Annotated in this window: 13 protein-coding genes; 4 read left to right on the top strand and 9 right to left on the bottom strand. The window is 70.3% G+C overall.

What is annotated here, in order from left to right:
- Positions 1 to 8 precede the first annotated feature (8 nt).
- Both lgoX and IEZ15_RS05330 read right to left on the bottom strand, forming a co-directional pair.
- Positions 9 to 1,964 carry an L-glutamate oxidase LgoX gene (gene lgoX / locus IEZ15_RS05325; protein ID WP_189274598.1) on the bottom strand — a complete coding sequence of 652 codons (1,956 nt, stop codon included), beginning with the start codon at positions 1,962 to 1,964 and terminating at the stop codon, positions 9 to 11.
- Between the two features lie 119 nt (positions 1,965 to 2,083).
- Positions 2,084 to 2,680 carry a TetR/AcrR family transcriptional regulator gene (locus IEZ15_RS05330; RefSeq protein WP_189274600.1) on the bottom strand — a complete coding sequence of 199 codons (597 nt, stop codon included), beginning with the start codon at positions 2,678 to 2,680 and terminating at the stop codon, positions 2,084 to 2,086.
- Positions 2,681 to 2,831: 151 nt separating this feature from the next.
- Here IEZ15_RS05330 and IEZ15_RS05335 point away from each other — a divergent pair, with 151 nt between their 5' ends.
- On the top strand, positions 2,832 to 5,303 hold the full coding sequence (locus IEZ15_RS05335; RefSeq protein ID WP_189274602.1) for a beta-glucosidase: 2,472 nt from the start codon (positions 2,832 to 2,834) through the stop codon (positions 5,301 to 5,303).
- Between the two features lie 67 nt (positions 5,304 to 5,370).
- Here IEZ15_RS05335 and IEZ15_RS05340 read toward each other — a convergent pair whose 3' ends face one another.
- Together IEZ15_RS05340 and IEZ15_RS05345 are read right to left on the bottom strand one after the other, a co-directional pair.
- Entirely contained in the window at positions 5,371 to 6,387 is a 1,017-nt protein-coding gene (locus tag IEZ15_RS05340) for an aldose epimerase family protein (RefSeq protein WP_114244372.1), read from the bottom strand.
- Between the two features lie 11 nt (positions 6,388 to 6,398).
- On the bottom strand, positions 6,399 to 7,316 hold the full coding sequence (locus IEZ15_RS05345; RefSeq protein ID WP_189274604.1) for an SGNH/GDSL hydrolase family protein: 918 nt from the start codon (positions 7,314 to 7,316) through the stop codon (positions 6,399 to 6,401).
- Between the two features lie 351 nt (positions 7,317 to 7,667).
- Here IEZ15_RS05345 and IEZ15_RS05350 point away from each other — a divergent pair, with 351 nt between their 5' ends.
- Positions 7,668 to 8,162: a DUF3145 domain-containing protein gene (locus IEZ15_RS05350; protein WP_114244370.1), complete on the top strand. Its 495-nt coding sequence runs from the start codon at positions 7,668 to 7,670 to the stop codon at positions 8,160 to 8,162.
- Positions 8,163 to 8,301: 139 nt separating this feature from the next.
- Here the strand turns inward: IEZ15_RS05350 and fabF are convergent, their stop codons facing one another.
- The 5 genes from fabF to IEZ15_RS05375 all read right to left on the bottom strand — a co-directional run bounded on the left by fabF (position 8,302) and on the right by IEZ15_RS05375 (position 13,173).
- Entirely contained in the window at positions 8,302 to 9,564 is a 1,263-nt protein-coding gene (fabF, locus tag IEZ15_RS05355; RefSeq protein ID WP_114244369.1) for a beta-ketoacyl-ACP synthase II, read from the bottom strand.
- A 76-nt stretch (positions 9,565 to 9,640) separates the two neighbouring features.
- A complete protein-coding gene (locus IEZ15_RS05360; protein ID WP_093542924.1) occupies positions 9,641 to 9,889 on the bottom strand; it encodes an acyl carrier protein in 249 nt (82 codons plus the stop codon).
- A gap of 65 nt (positions 9,890 to 9,954) precedes the next feature.
- Positions 9,955 to 10,956 (bottom strand): ketoacyl-ACP synthase III, encoded by a 1,002-nt coding sequence (locus IEZ15_RS05365; RefSeq protein ID WP_189274606.1) that lies wholly within the window; start codon positions 10,954 to 10,956, stop codon positions 9,955 to 9,957.
- A 13-nt stretch (positions 10,957 to 10,969) separates the two neighbouring features.
- Complete coding sequence (locus IEZ15_RS05370; protein ID WP_189274608.1) at positions 10,970 to 11,884, bottom strand: ACP S-malonyltransferase; 915 nt, start codon at positions 11,882 to 11,884, stop codon at positions 10,970 to 10,972.
- Between the two features lie 89 nt (positions 11,885 to 11,973).
- Positions 11,974 to 13,173 carry a PucR family transcriptional regulator gene (locus tag IEZ15_RS05375; protein WP_093895541.1) on the bottom strand — a complete coding sequence of 400 codons (1,200 nt, stop codon included), beginning with the start codon at positions 13,171 to 13,173 and terminating at the stop codon, positions 11,974 to 11,976.
- 116 nt (positions 13,174 to 13,289) lie between these two features.
- On the opposite strand from IEZ15_RS05375, the gene IEZ15_RS05380 reads away from it, so the two are divergent.
- Entirely contained in the window at positions 13,290 to 13,955 is a 666-nt protein-coding gene (locus IEZ15_RS05380) for a pirin family protein (protein WP_189274611.1), read from the top strand.
- A gap of 93 nt (positions 13,956 to 14,048) precedes the next feature.
- The gene (locus tag IEZ15_RS05385) at positions 14,049 to 14,693 is read left to right on the top strand and encodes a dihydrofolate reductase family protein (protein WP_189274613.1); all 645 of its coding nucleotides are present in this window, start codon (positions 14,049 to 14,051) and stop codon (positions 14,691 to 14,693) included.
- Positions 14,694 to 14,766: the final 73 nt, after the last annotated feature.

Raw genomic sequence — 14,766 nt, forward strand, 5'->3', positions numbered from 1 at the left:
GGCCCGGGTCAGCCGGTGTGCACCTCCAGCGCCGACCTGACCGCCGACTCCAGCGCCCCCTCGATCCAGGCCGGCTTGATCGAGGTGTGGCAGCCGGCGAAGTGCAGCGGCCCCTCGACCGAGCGCACATCGGCGAACAACTCGGTGTGCTGGCCCGGCAACAGCACCGACGCCTCGCCGTACGCGTACGGATCGCGCATCCACGACTGGGTGGCGCCGACGCCCGTGTAGAAGACCTCGATGCGCTGCCCGTACACGTCCTGCACCCCGCCCAGGGCGTGCGGATAGCGCTCGTCGTCGTCCAGCGAGTCCCACTTCAGCGCGTCGTCGGCCCAGCTGTACGAGGCGAGGACGACGCCGCCCGCGCTCCCCTCGACCGGGTGGGACGGCTGGAACATGAAGCGGTTGGGGTTGTCGGTGACCGATCCGCCGCCGATGACATGCGCCGCCTCGGGCTGGTTGCGGGCGGTGGCCCGGTACGCCGCGTAGTGCACGCGCTGGTTGGGCGGGAGATGACCGCGCGGTACGGAGGGGTGGGCGCCCAGCAGCGAACCGTCGGCCGGCGCCTTGCCCAGCCGGTAGGCCTCGTACAGACCGGGCTTGATCTTCTCCAGCTCGGTCTTCCACTCCTTCTCCTCGAACTCCCACCAGCGGCGGCTGAATTCGAGCAGCACCTTGGTCGCCGCGTCGTAGTGGATCTCGGTGATCGCGCGCCGCTTGCCGTACGAGAGCAGGGGCGTGACGGGGATGTGGCGCAGCCCGGAGAACGGCACGGTGATGATCGCCCGGTCGCCGGTGAACGTCTCGCGCACGACCTTGCCGTTACGGCCCTCGGACACCGTCTCGACCCGGACGCTGTCGGCTTCGTAGCTGATCCTGGCGGCCCGGCGGTCCAGCCGCACCAGGTCCTTCACCCGTGCGTACATGGCGTCGGCAAGGGTGGCCGTGCCGTCCGGCAGCTCGAAGAACGCGGTGTCCGGGCTGATCAAGGAGGCCCCGATGAAGCTGTGCACAAAGGCGAGATGGAGCCGGGAGGTGAGGTTCTCGACGGTGCCGATGAGGTCGATGGTGCGCTCGTCGAGCTTGGCCGCCTCGGTCAGGAAGCGGAACATCGACCAGTGTCCGTACCGCTGGATGACCCGCGCCCAGCCCTCGACGAGCTCGCGGCCCTCCTTGCCCTCGAACTCCTTGCGCACGGGGGCGAAGGCCTCCCGCACGATCGTCGCGGCGGTCTTGTTCTCGAACTCCGCGGGGACCCCGAACGAGCGGTTGATCGCCTGCGGCTTCTGTGCGTAGTCGGCCTTGCGCATCCGGATGCCGTTGACGTGGATCCAGGTGCGGTTGACCGGTCGGCCCTCGGTGTCGACATCGACCAGGTAGAAGCGGCGGCGCTTCAGGTCGAAGCTGTCCATGAGCCCGGTGACGAGCGGGTGGCTGTCGGGGATCCGCATGGCGCCGGCCTCGGCGTACTGCTTCGGGTCGGCGAACGGTGCCTTCGCGTTCTCGTGGCCGCCCTTGCGGAAGGTCTTGATCCGGCCGCCGACACGGTTGCCGTTGGCCTCGATCACGGTGACGGTGTGCCCGGCGCTGCGGAGCAGATGGGCGGCGGTGAGCCCGGCCGGGCCCGCGCCGACGACCAGCACCTTCTTGGGGGCCTTGCGGCTGCGCGGCAGGCCCTTGGACAGCAGGATGTCGCGGTAGAGGGGGACCAGCGGCTGGTTCTGTTCATCGCGTACGAGGATGGCGCGGGCGATGTTCAGGCAGGCGTCCCAGTCCGAGCCGGGGGCGGCCGCGGGAGCGAGCGAGGTTGCGGATGCGGCGGGCGCACCAAGGGCGCCCGGCGCGGCGGCACTTGCGGAGCCCACGGCGGTCGTGGCAAGGGCGGCGGCACCGGCGGCGGCACCTGTGATCACGGTGCGCCGGGAGGGCAGGCCGGAGGACGGTCCGGCAGGCTTGGAAGTCATGCGCCCCACCCTGGGGCGCCCGGGACGGTGGCCCTTGCCCGGACGCGCGTAGATCGTTCGGAAATCACCCGCAGGTGGGGATTGTCGATCTTGTCGTACAGGTGTCGGTGCAGGTCATGTCATGATCGAGGGTTCTCGGGGGCACTCGACTCCGTCGACCGCAAAAGTGTCAGGAAATCCTGGAAAGCCGCCGGCATGTCCACCGAATCCGGGTCCAGCAGCCACTGGTACTGAAGCCCGTCCATCATCGCCACCAGCAGCGGCGCCGCGCGCTCCGGAGTCAGGCCGCCCGGCAGCCGCTCGCCGTACTCGGCGCGAAGCATCGCCGCCATGCTCGCCCGGACCTGGGTGTAGCGGCGGGTGAAGAACTCCCGTGCGGGATGGCCCTCCGTCACGCTCTCGCCGAGCAGCGCCGAGAACGTCTGGACGATGCCGGGCCGCATCGCGTTGTACTCGACGAGCGAGGCCAGCAGATCGATCCGCCATGTGCCGTCGCTCCGGGTGCCGCCGCCCGTGTCCCATTGGTCGCGCTCCTCCAGCACGGCGACGAGCAGCGCCTCCTTGGTCGGGAAGTAGTGCAGGAGCCCCTGCTGGCTGAGGCCGACCCGCTCGGCGACAGCACTCAGCGAGGCACCGCGGTAGCCGCGCTCGGCGATCATTTCGAGAGTGGCGCGAAGAATCTCCGCCCGCCGCTCCGCGCTTCTGGCCCGCACCATCTCCCGGCCCCTTCCGGTGCTCCATCGGTTCCGCCCCGAGGACCGTACGCCATCCATACAGATTACAGACTGATAACGAAACCTACTGCTCTACCGGTAACGGAGTCACTATGGAGACATTCAGTGCAGGAACCGACGAGGAGGTACGGCCGTGGCAGGCGCGTCCACATCCACCAATCCCGATGCGGCCCGCGAGGCCGCGGTCGATGCGGCGCTGGCCGCGCTGGGGCTCGACGACAAGACGCGGCTGCTGGCCGGCCAGGACATGTGGTCGCTGCCCGAACTCCCCGCCGTAGGGCTGGGCTCCCTGGTGATGTCCGACGGGCCGATCGGCGTCCGCGGGGTCGCCTGGACCGCCGACGACCCGTCCGTCGCACTGCCCTCGCCCACCGCGCTCGCCGCGACCTGGGACCCGGCGCTGGCCCGCCGGGCCGGCCGGCTGCTGGCCCAGGAGGCCCACCGCAAGGGGGTGCACGTCCTTCTCGCCCCGACCGTGAACCTCCACCGGTCCCCGCTCGGCGGCCGCCACTTCGAGACGTACAGCGAGGACCCGTACCTCACCGGCGAGATCGGCACCGGCTATGTGCGGGGCGTGCAGGACGGCGGCGTCGGTACGACCGTCAAGCACTTCGTCGCCAACGACGCCGAGACCGACCGCTTCACCGTCGACAACATCGTCGCCCCGCGAACCCTGCGCGAGATCTATCTCGCCCCGTTCGAAAGGATCGTCAAGAACGCCCACCCGTGGGGCATCATGGCCGCGTACAACCGGGTCAACGGCTCCACCATGACCGAGCACCGCTATCTGCAGAACGCGGTGCTGCGCGGCGAATGGGGCTTCGACGGCTACATCGTCTCCGACTGGCTGGCCGCCCGCTCCACCGTCGCCACCGTCAACGGCGGCCTCGACGTCGCCATGCCGGGCCCCAGGACCGTGTACGGGAAGGCGCTCGCCGACGCCGTACGGGCCGGTGAGGTCGAGGAGTCCGTCGTCGACGGAGCTGTACGCAACGTGCTGCGGCTGGCCGCCCGTGTCGGCATCCTGGACGGCGCCCCGCCCGTCGTCGACGAGGCCGGACGCCCCGAGACCGTCGACGGAGACGCACTGGCCCGCGAGATCGCCCGCCGCTCCTTCGTCCTCGTACGCAACGAACGCGCCGCGCTCCCCATCGACCCGGCCGCCGTCCGCAAGGTCGCGCTCAGCGGGGCGCTCGCCCGGGACGCCCGGGTCCTCGGCGGCGGTTCCGCCCAGGTCTTCCCGCACCACATCGTCTCGCCGCTGGACGGCCTCGTCGCCGCCCTCCCGGAGGACGTCCTCGACTACCGCGTCGGCGCCGACCCGAACGACGAACTCGTTCCCGCCGAGAAGGGCTTCGAGCTCAGGGCCGTCTGTTACGACGCCTCCGGCACCGTCATCGGCTCCGCCCCGCTGCACAGCGGCACCGTCCAGTGGATCGGCAGCGACTTCCCCGAGGGTGTGACCCGCGAGACGCTGCACAGCGTCGAGATCACCGGCACCTTCGTCCCGCGCGACGGCGGCGAGCACGTCTTCGGCACCCGCGGCACCGGAGCGCTCAGCCTCACCGTCGCCGGCGAGACCCTGTACGACGAGGTCCACCGGGTCACCGGTTCCGCCGATCCCGGCGAGGCGTTCTTCGGCAACCCGCTGGAGCGCGGCCGGATCGCCCTCACCGCGGGCGAACCCGTCGAGGTCTCCCTGCGGCAGATCCCCGACACCCTGGGCGACGACGCACCGATCCCCGGCGTCTCGTTCTCCTTCTGCCACCTCGGCCCGCGCCGCGACCCCCAGGAGCTGATCGCCGAGGCCGTCGAGTCGGCCCGCGCCGCGGACACCGCGATCGTCGTCGTCGGCACCACCGAACGCGTCGAGTCCGAAGGCTTCGACCGCACCGACCTGAAGCTCCCCGGCCACCAGAACGACCTCGTCAGGGCCGTCGCCGCCGCCAACCCGAACACCGTCGTGATCGTCAACTCCGGCTCCCCGGTGGAGCTTCCGTGGCGCGACGAGGTCGCCGCGGTCCTGCTCGGCTGGTTCCCCGGCCAGGAGGCCGGTCACGCCCTTGCCGATGTCCTGCTCGGCGCCGAGGAGCCGGGCGGCCGCCTCCCCACCACCTGGCCGGTCGCGCTCGCCGACGTCCCGGTCTCCTCCACCACCCCCACGGGCGGCGAACTCCACTACGAGGAGGGCGTCTTCGTCGGCTACCGGGCCTGGGAGAAGGCCGGCACCACGCCCGCCTACCCCTTCGGCCACGGACTCGGCTACACCACCTGGGAGTACGAGAGCCTGGTGGCCGGTCCCGACACCGCCACCGTCCGCCTCCGCAACACCGGCATCCGGCCCGGAGCCGAGACCGTCCAGCTCTACCTGGCGCCCCGGGAGGACACCGCCGAACGCCCGGTCCGCTGGCTGGCCGGCTTCGCACGGATCGAGGCGGCCCCCGGCGAGAGCGCCGAGGCGGTGATTCCGCTGGAGCGGCGCGCGTACGAGATCTGGGACGAGACGGCGTACGACTGGACCCTCGTCCCCGGCACGTACGAGGTGCAGGCGGCACGCTCGCTCGGTGACGTACGTCTGACGGCGGCCGTGGACATCAAGGAGTAGCGGCCCCGGGTACGGGAGAGCCCCGGCGCGGTACCTGACCCCGCTCCGGGGCTCTCCTCATGCCGGTTCATGCCGCCGGCGCACCTCGGCGCACCGCGAATCCGTACACCGTCGTCGAGACGTACTCCTCGCCCGGCCGCAGCACCGTGCTCGGGAACTCGGGCCGGTTCGGGGAGTCCGGGAAGTGCTGGGTCTCCAGCGCGATCCCGGCACAGGGCCCGAACGGCCGCCCGTCGAAGTGGTCCGCCGTGTACAGCTGCATCCCGGGCTCCGTCGTGGTGACGGTCAGGACGCGCCCCGACACCGCGTCGTACAGCTCGGCCGCCGGGCCCGGGCCGGCACCGTCCAGCACGAAGTTGTGGTCGTAGCCCGCGCCGACCGGCTTCGGCTCACGGAAGTCGAACCGGGTCCCGTCCACCGGCAGGAACTCGCCCGTCGGGAGCGACTCGGCGTCCGCCGGAGTGATCTGCCCGGCCGCGATCCGCAGCACCTGCCCGAGCGCGCTGCCACTGTCGCCGCCCGCGAGATTCCAGTACGTGTGATTCGTCAGGTTCAGCACCGTCGGGGCGTCCGTCGTCGCCCGGTACGCGATCCGCAGCGCCCCGCCCTCGTCCAGGGTGTACGTCGCCGACACCGTCAGACGCCCCGGGAAGCCCTCCTCGCCGTCCTCGGAGACCAGGGAGAGCCGGACACCGTCCGCCACCTCCCGCGCCTGCCACACGCGCTTGTCGAAGCCCCTGGCCCCGCCGTGCACATGGTTGCGCCCCTCATTGCGCGTCACCCGGTGCGTCCGCCCGTCCAGTTCGAAACAGGCACCACCGATCCGGTTCGCGTACCGCCCGACCAGCGCGCCGAAATACGGACCCGAATACGTCTCGTAACCGGCGAGATCCGGCAGCCCGAGCGCCACACCCGCCCGCTCCCCGTCCCGGCCGGGCACCTCGACCGACTGCACGATGCCGCCGTACGTCAGGACACGCACCCGCGTACCGTCGCGCTCCAGCGTCCAGCGGTGCACCACGGTGCCGTCCGCGAGGGTGCCGAACTCTTCCGTACGCAGCGCCGTGCCCGAACCTGTGTCCATGATCACAAACTCTACGCCGGGGGCCGGGCCGAGGTGACATTGCGGTACGCGATCTCCGCCAGCCGCGCCTGCCCGTTCCGCCCCGGATGGAACCAGTCCCACTGGCTGAGCTGCTTGCCGGTGAACCGGTAGTCGAAAACCGCCCCGCCGTCGTAACGGCAGCGCCGGTCCTTCGCGCAGACCTTCCGCAGCACGTCGTTGTACGCCACGACCCGTTCCTGCACCGAGCTGCGCCGGGCCGTGGCGTGCGCGCCCATGTCGTCCGCGTCACCCAGCATCGACTGACAGATCCCCAGCTTCCAGATCTGCTTGCCCAGCGCGTTGCCGCGCCCCGTCGACCAGAGCCGCTTGAGATCCGGCACGCTCGACACATACACCTGCGCCTTGGGCGCCCCGGCGCGCAACTGACGCATCGAAGCCTCGAACGACGCCCGGAAATCCGCCACCGGAGTCATGAGCCGCGCCGAGTCGCGGCAGGCGTCATTGGCGCCGATCATCACCGTCACCAGATCCGGCTTCTCCTTCGCGGCCAGCGCCATCTGCTCCGGCAACTGCGCGATCCTGGCCCCCGTCTCGGCATGGTTCCAGCTGCGCTCGGCGGCCCCCGACTCACCCAGCAGCCGCACGGCGAGGCTGCGCACCTCGCTGTCCGTGCCGGTCGCCCAGGACACCTTCGGGCAGTCCGCCAGCACCGAACAGGCGTCGAAACCGCGGGTGATGGAGTCACCGACGGCGGCCACCGACCCGGGTCTGCGGTCCCAGAGGGGGCCCGGCTTGGCGGGCGGCCGCCGCTTTTCGGCCGCCGCCCCCTTCGTCGTCTCGTCCCGGCCGGTGTCGCAGCCGGCCAGAGCGGCCGTGCCGAGCAACGAGACGGCCGTCAGGACGGCGGCCACGGTACGCGAACGGTGGCGGGCGGAACGATCCTGCATCCCTTGGCTCCCCTCGGTTATGCCCCCGGCAACCCCTCGTGGCACCGGTCGGAAGGCCCGGCCGCCCTGCAGGGTGAAAGCTGAGCGAATGATGGGCCCAGGACCGACGGTACGTCACACCTCGGACGCCGCCGCGCGGTAGCTTTTCCTCGTCGAACCAGCGGCGCTTCCCCTCACCCGGCTCCATTCGGGTGGTTTTCTGTAAATCACATCACGTCACATACTGTCCCTTTTCAGGAGATTCACCCCGATGCTGTTTACTGATGACAACCTCGGGAACCGGCCGAGAAGAGACGGTACGGGCGCAAGGCCGCTGGGAAAGGCGAACTTCGTCCCACACTGGAGGTCCCGGTGACGACACGTGGAGTTCTGTACGTTCACTCCGCACCGCGCGCGCTCTGCCCCCATGTCGAATGGGCGGTGGCGGGTGTCCTCGGTGTGCGGGTCCAGCTGGACTGGATCAGACAGCCGGCCGCGCCCGGTACCTGGCGGTCCGAGTTCTCCTGGCAGGCCAGGCCCGGCACGGCGTCGAAACTGGCCTCCGCGCTGCGCGGCTGGGATCTGCTGCGCTTCGAGGTGACGGCTGAGCCGAGCCCCACGTCGGAGGGCGAGCGCTACAGCTCCACGCCCGAACTGGGCATTTTCCACGCCGTCACCGGCATGCACGGCGACATTCTGGTGCCCGAGGACCGGTTGCGGGCCGCACTGGCGCGGTCGGTGCGGGGCGAGACCGACCTGGAGGCCGAGATCGCCAAGCTCCTCGGTAAGCCGTGGGACGACGAGTTGGAGTCCTTCCGCCACGCGGGAGAGGGCGCGCCGGTGCGGTGGCTGCACCAGGTGGTGTGAGGGCGCAACTTCAGCCCCTCCGGCGATTGAGGAACGGGGGTCCGGGGGCGAAGCCCCGAGACGCCCCGTGCAACGGACGAAACCCGTCTCCCCAGCTGGGGAGACGGGTTTCGGTGTACCGGGGGCCGCGGACCGCAGGTCAGACGCTGCGGAACGCCAGGACCACGTTGTGACCCCCGAACCCGAACGAGTTGTTGATCGCGGCGATCGACCCCTCGGGCAACGGACGGGGCTCATCGCGCACGATGTCCGCCTCCACGGCCTCGTCGAGGTTCTCCACGTTGATCGTCGGCGGAGCCATCCGGTGGTGCAGCGCCAGGACCGTGGCAACGGTCTCGATGCCGCCCGCGCCACCGAGGAGGTGACCGGTCATCGACTTCGTCGCGGAGATCGCGACATGGTCGAGGTCGTCGCCCAGGACCTGGCGCAGAGCCTTCAGCTCCGCGACATCGCCCTGCGGCGTCGACGTGGCGTGCGCGTTGAGGTGCACGACCTCGGACGGCTTGAGGTCCGTCTGGTCCAGCAGGTTCTGCATCGCGGCGGCGATGCCACGACCGGTCGGCTCGGGCTGCGCGATGTGGTGGGCGTCAGCGGACAGACCCTGGCCCAGCACCTCGCAGTAGACCTTGGCGCCGCGCGCGGCGGCGTGCTCCGCGGACTCCAGGACGACGACCCCGGCACCCTCGCCGAGGACGAAGCCGTCACGGCCCGTGTCGTACGGACGCGACGCCTTCTGGGGCTCGTCGTTGTTCTTGGACATCGCCATCATGTTGGCGAACGCGGCGATCGGCAGCGGGTGGATCGCCGCCTCGGTGCCACCGGCGAGAACCACATCGGCACGGCCGGTGCGGATCATTTCGACGGCGTACCCGATCGCCTCCGCGCCCGAGGCGCAGGCGGAGACCGGAGTGTGCACACCGGCCTGGGCGTTGACCTCCAGGCCGACGTTGGCGGCCGGGCCGTTGGGCATGAGCATGGGCACGGTGTGCGGGGAGACGCGGCGTACGCCCTTCTCCTTGAGCACGTCGTACTGGTCGAGCAGGGTGATCACGCCGCCGATGCCGGAGGCGATGACCGTGCCCAGCCGCTCGGGCTGGATCGTGTCGTCCTCACCGGCCTTACCGGTGAAGCCGGCGTCCGCCCATGCCTCGCGGGCCGCGATCAGCGCGAACTGCGCCGAGCGGTCCAGCTTGCGGGCGAGCGGGCGGGGCAGGACGTCGCCCGGGTCGACGGCCGCGAGGGCGGCGATCCGGACGGGCAGTTCGGCGAAACGTTCGCCCTCGAGAGGCTTGACGCCGGAACGACCGGCCATCAGACCTTCCCAGGTCGACGCCGAGTCGCCACCCAGCGGAGTGGTTGCGCCGATACCGGTGACGACCACGGTGCGATTGGTCGAGTTCACTGGAAAATCTTCTCCACGTGTAGAGGGTCGTGAATCAGCGGCGCCACCGCCGGGTGGCGACACAGAGCCGGCCTGATCAGGCCTGGTGCTTGAGGATGTAGTCGGCAGCGTCGCCGACGGTCTTGAGGTTCTTGACGTCCTCGTCGGGGATCTTGACGTCGAAGCGCTCCTCGGCGGCGACGACGACCTCGACCATGGACAGCGAGTCGACGTCCAGGTCGTCGGTGAAGGACTTGTCCAGCTGGACGTCCTCGACCGGGATGCCGGCGATCTCGTTGACGATCTCGGCGAGACCCTTGACGATCTCTTCCTGAGTGGCGGCCATGTTGGCGCTCCTTCGATGTTTATCTGCAGGGTTCTGGCGTCCGGGCCGAAAAAGGCCTGGTGTGCCTAGGGGAGGGTAACGACCGTCGCGGCGTAGACGAGACCCGCCCCGAAGCCGATGACGAGCGCGGTGTCGCCGCTCTTCGCCTGACCGGTCGCCAGGAGCCGCTCCATAGCGAGCGGAATCGAGGCGGCGGAGGTGTTGCCGGTGGTCTCCACGTCACGGGCGACCGTGACGTTCTCCGGCAGCTTCAGGGTCTTCACCATCGAGTCGATGATCCGCATGTTGGCCTGGTGCGGAATGAAGACGTCCAGGTCTCCCGGGGCGATCCCGGCCGCGTCCAGCGCCTGCTGGGCGACCTTCGCCATCTCGAAGACGGCCCAGCGGAAGACCGCCTGGCCCTCCTGCGTGATGGCCGGGAACTTCTCCGGGCGCTCGGCGTGGAACTCGTCCCACGCCACGGTCTGCTTGATCGTCTCGGACTTGTCGCCCTCGGAGCCCCAGACGGTGGGGCCTATGGCCGGCACCTTGGAGGGGCCGACGACGACCGCGCCGGCGCCGTCGCCGAAGAGGAAGGCCGTCGCGCGGTCCTCCTTGTCGGTGAGGTCGCTGAGCCGCTCCACGCCGATGACGAGAACGTACTCCGCCGAACCCTCGACGATCATGCCCTTGGCGAGGGTCAGTCCGTAGCCGAAGCCCGCGCAGCCGGCCGAGATGTCGAACGCGGCGGGCTTGCCCGCGCCGATCTTGTGGGCGATCTCGGTCGCGATGGCCGGGGTCTGCTTGAAGTGCGAGACGGTGGAGACGATCACGGCGCCGATCTGATCGGGTGTGATCCCGGCATCGGCGATGGCTTTCCCTGACGCCTCCACGGACATCGCGGCCACGGTCTCCTCCTCGGAGGCCCAGTGGCGGGTGGCGATGCCGGAGCGCGAGCGGATCCACTCGTCGGACGAGTCGATCGTCTCGAGGATCACCTCGTTGGGCACGACACGGGTCGGACGGTAGCCGCCGACACCCATGATGCGCGCGTACGCGGCGCCCTGACTGGGCTTGATCTTCGACATGCTCTCGGGCTCCTTAGGCGCCCACGTGCTCGGAGATGAGCGCGCGGGCCGCGTCGAGGTCGTCGGGGGTCTTGAGCGCGAGGGTCTGCACACCGGGCATCGCGCGCTTGGCGAGACCCGTCAGGGTGCCGCCGGGGCACGCCTCGATCAGAGCCGTGACGCCCATCTCCTTGAAGGTCTCCATGCACAGGTCCCAGCGGACCGGGTTGGCCACCTGGCCGACCAGCCGCGAGATGACCTCGTCGCCGATGGCCACGGGCTTCCCGTCGGCGTTCGAGACATATGTCACGACCGGATCGGCGATCTTCAGCTTCAGGGCGGCCTCGCGCAGCCGGTCGACAGCGGGCGCCATGTGGTGCGTGTGGAAGGCACCGGCGACCTTGAGGGGTACCACGCGACGTACGCCCTCGGGCTTGTCCTCGGTCAGCGCGGCGATCTGCGCGGCGGTGCCTGCGGCGACGATCTGGCCGCCACCGTTGACGTTGGCCGGGGTCAGTCCGAGCTTCTCCAGGTGAGGGACCGTCACCTCGGGATCGCCGCCGAGCAGCGCCGCCATGCCGGTCTCGGTGATCGCCGCGGCGTCGGCCATGGCGAGCCCACGGGTGCGTACGAGACGGAGTGCGGCCTCGTCGCCGATGACTCCGGCGAGGGCGGCTGCGGTGATCTCACCCACGCTGTGACCTGCGACGACGTCGGGCGACGCGTCGAGCGCGGCGGCGGACAGCAGACCGGCGGCGACCAGCAGCGGCTGTGCCACCGCGGTGTCACGGATCGCCTCGGCGTCGGCCTCGGTGCCGTAGTGGGCGAGGTCGAGCCCGATGGCGTCGGACCAGGCCGCGATGCGGTCGGCGGCACCGGGGAGTTCGAGCCAGGGGGTCAGGAAGCCGGGCGTCTGAGCGCCTTGGCCGGGAGCGACGAGTACGAGCACCCTCACACTCTCTCTTGTGAACGGTCCGGAACACCCGTGGGGACAGGGACGAAGAACCGTATGGGGAATTGTTGATGTCCGACAAAAGTCTAGGACTGCGGATCTCTGGCGGCCAAGCGCCCGAGGATCAGGGCGATTCGCAGAGTGAACGCCGAGCGGACATCGGAAGGCGACCATCCGGTGACGTCAGTCACACGTCGGAGCCGGTAGCGCACGGTGTTGGGGTGGACGAAGAGCATCCTGGCCGCACCTTCCAGGCTGCTCGCCTGCTCCAGATACACACTCAGCGTCTCCAGGAGCGCAGAACCCGCTTCTTCCAGCGGTCTGTAGATCTCCTCCACCAATTGGTCCCGTGCGGCAGGGTCGCCCGCCATCGCGCGCTCCGGCAGCAGATCGTCGGCCAGCACCGGTCGCGGGGCGTCCTGCCAGGCACTGCACGCCCTGAGCCCGGCGGCCGCCGCCTGCGCGGACCGGGTGGCCGCCAGCAGGTCGGGCACCACGGGCCCGGCGACGACCGGACCTGCGGCGTACGGGCCGATCAGCGCCTTCGCGACTTGCAGCGGATTGTCGCTGCCACCCGCGATGACGACCAGCCGGTTGCCGAGCACCCCGGTCAGGACCTGGAGCTTCGCGTGCCGGGCGGCCCGCCGGATCGCCTCCACCGTCAGTTCGCTGTCGCCGTCCGGGGCCGTACCGAGCAGCACGCACACGTGCTCGGGGGAGTTCCAGCCGAGCGCCGCGGCGCGTGACACGGCGCCCTCGTCGGCCTCGCCGGACAGCACCGCGTTCACCACGAGCGATTCCAGCCGGGCGTCCCAGGCCCCGCGGGCCTCGGCGGCCTGCGCGTACACCTGGGCGGTCGCGAAGGCGATCTCCCGCGCGTAGACGAGCAGCGCCTCCCGCAGCACCGACTCGTCGCCGGGCGCGGCTACCTCCTCGATCGCGGCCTCCATGACCTCGATCGTCGTACGCACCATCTCGACGGTCTGCCGCAGGGTGATCGCCCGGGTCAGCTCGCGCGGAGCCGTACCGAACACATCGGTGGAGATGGCCTGCGGGGTCTCCGGATGCCGGAACCACTCGGTGAACGCCGCGATCCCGGCCTGGGCCACCAGGCCGATCCAGGACCGGTTCTCCGGTGGCATCGCCCGATACCACGGCAGCGACTCGTCCATGCGGGCGATCGCATTGGCGGCCAGCCGGCCGGAGGACTGCTCCAGCCGTTTCAGGGTCGCGGCATGCAGGTGGGCGGCGTTCGCAGCGGGCTGCTCAGGATCGGGTCGGGGCACGGACACAAGACTGCCTTATCGGAGCACGTGCACGGAGGGCCGGGGCGGCCGCGGGTCGTACTGCCGGGTAGCGGCCGGGGAGTCCGGGCGTGCCCCGGCAGGGCTACCGTGGGCGGGTGATTTCCGTACACCGCTCCGAAGACCGCTTCCTGGGCGGGGACCGGGCCGCCGGCATCCTGTCCCGGCACGCCTTCTCCTTCGGCAGCTTCTACGACCCGGACAATCTGCGCTTCGGCGCGATCCTGGCGTGCAACTCGGAACGGCTGGCGCCCGGCGCGGGCTTCGACGAACACCCCCACAGCCACACGGAGATCGTCACCTGGGTCGTCGAGGGCGAGCTGACCCACCGCGATTCGACCGGTCACGCCACGGTCGTACGGGCCGGGGATCTCCAGCACCTCAGCGCGGCGGGCGGGGTACGTCACGTCGAGCGCAACGACGGGGACGGCCCGCTGACGTTCGTTCAGATGTGGCTGGCGCCGCTCGAACCGGGCGGCGAACCCTCGTACACGATCGTTCCCGGCATCGCCGACTCCACTCCGTACGCCCTCCCTGCGGCCGGTGCGGTGCTGCACGTACGCAGACTGGCTCCCGAGGAGCGCACGGCGGTGCCGGACGCGGCGCGGGTCTACGTCCATGTGGTGGCCGGGGGCGTGCGGCTCGGCGACGAGGAGGGCGAGGAGCTGGAGCCGGGCGACTCGGCGCGGATCACCGGCGAGGAAGGGCTGGAACTGGTGGCGGCCGGGGCGGCCGAGGTGCTGATCTGGGAGCTGTCGGCCTGAAACACCACCGCCCCTGGCCGGAAACGGACGCAGCGATGAGTTTTCCCGGCCCGGAGAGTCTCACCACCGTCATCGACAACACAGGAGGAACGCGTGGCTCAGCTACTGAGAGTCCAGAACTTCAACGTCTCAAGTGACGGAATCGGGGCCGGTGAGGACCAGAGTTTCGAGAGGCCGTTCGGCCACGTCGATCCCGAGAGGCTGTTCGCCTGGGCCGGCGCCACGGCGAGCTGGCCCATGCGCACCGACCCCGGGGGGAGCCTGGGCCTCGACGACTACTTCACGCGGGACTACGCACGCAACATCGGCGCCGAGATCATGGGCCGCAACAAGTTCGGGCCCCAGCGAGGGCCCTGGCACGACCATGAGTGGCTCGGCTGGTGGGGTGACGAGCCCCCGTTCCGCACCCCGGTGTTCGTCATGACCCACCACACACGTCCTTCGTACACACTGTCCGACACCACGTTCCACTTCGTCGACGGGGATCCGGCCACGGTCCTCCAACAGGCGCGGGAAGCGGCGCAGGGCAAGGACGTCCGACTCGGCGGCGGAGCGACCACCATCCGGCAGTTCCTCGACGCGGGCCTCGTCGACACCCTGCATGTGGCGGTCTCGCCGGTGAAGCTCGGATCCGGAGTACGACTCTGGGATTCACCCGATGAGTTGCTCGACCGATACCACCTCGAGATCGTGCCCAGCCCGAGCGGCGTGACGCACCACCTGTTCTGGCGAAAGTGACACGAGGGCCCACGCGGGGATGTCGGCGCGGCCGACGCGGCCGTTTCAGTCAGTGATCGCGTAGCTGCGGGCG

The organism is Streptomyces atratus, from assembly GCF_014648655.1.
Classification (GTDB): domain Bacteria; phylum Actinomycetota; class Actinomycetes; order Streptomycetales; family Streptomycetaceae; genus Streptomyces; species Streptomyces atratus.

Excerpts from the sequence above, each read along its gene's own strand:
- lgoX (WP_189274598.1), bottom strand. The coding sequence starts at position 1,964 with ATGACTTCCAAGCCTGCCGGACCGTCCTCCGGCCTGCCCTCCCGGCGC.
- IEZ15_RS05330 (WP_189274600.1), bottom strand. The coding sequence starts at position 2,680 with ATGGTGCGGGCCAGAAGCGCGGAGCGGCGGGCGGAGATTCTTCGCGCC.
- IEZ15_RS05340 (WP_114244372.1), bottom strand. The coding sequence starts at position 6,387 with ATGGACACAGGTTCGGGCACGGCGCTGCGTACGGAAGAGTTCGGCACC.
- IEZ15_RS05345 (WP_189274604.1), bottom strand. The coding sequence starts at position 7,316 with ATGCAGGATCGTTCCGCCCGCCACCGTTCGCGTACCGTGGCCGCCGTC.
- IEZ15_RS05360 (WP_093542924.1), bottom strand. The coding sequence starts at position 9,889 with ATGGCCGCCACTCAGGAAGAGATCGTCAAGGGTCTCGCCGAGATCGTC.
- IEZ15_RS05365 (WP_189274606.1), bottom strand. The coding sequence starts at position 10,956 with ATGTCGAAGATCAAGCCCAGTCAGGGCGCCGCGTACGCGCGCATCATG.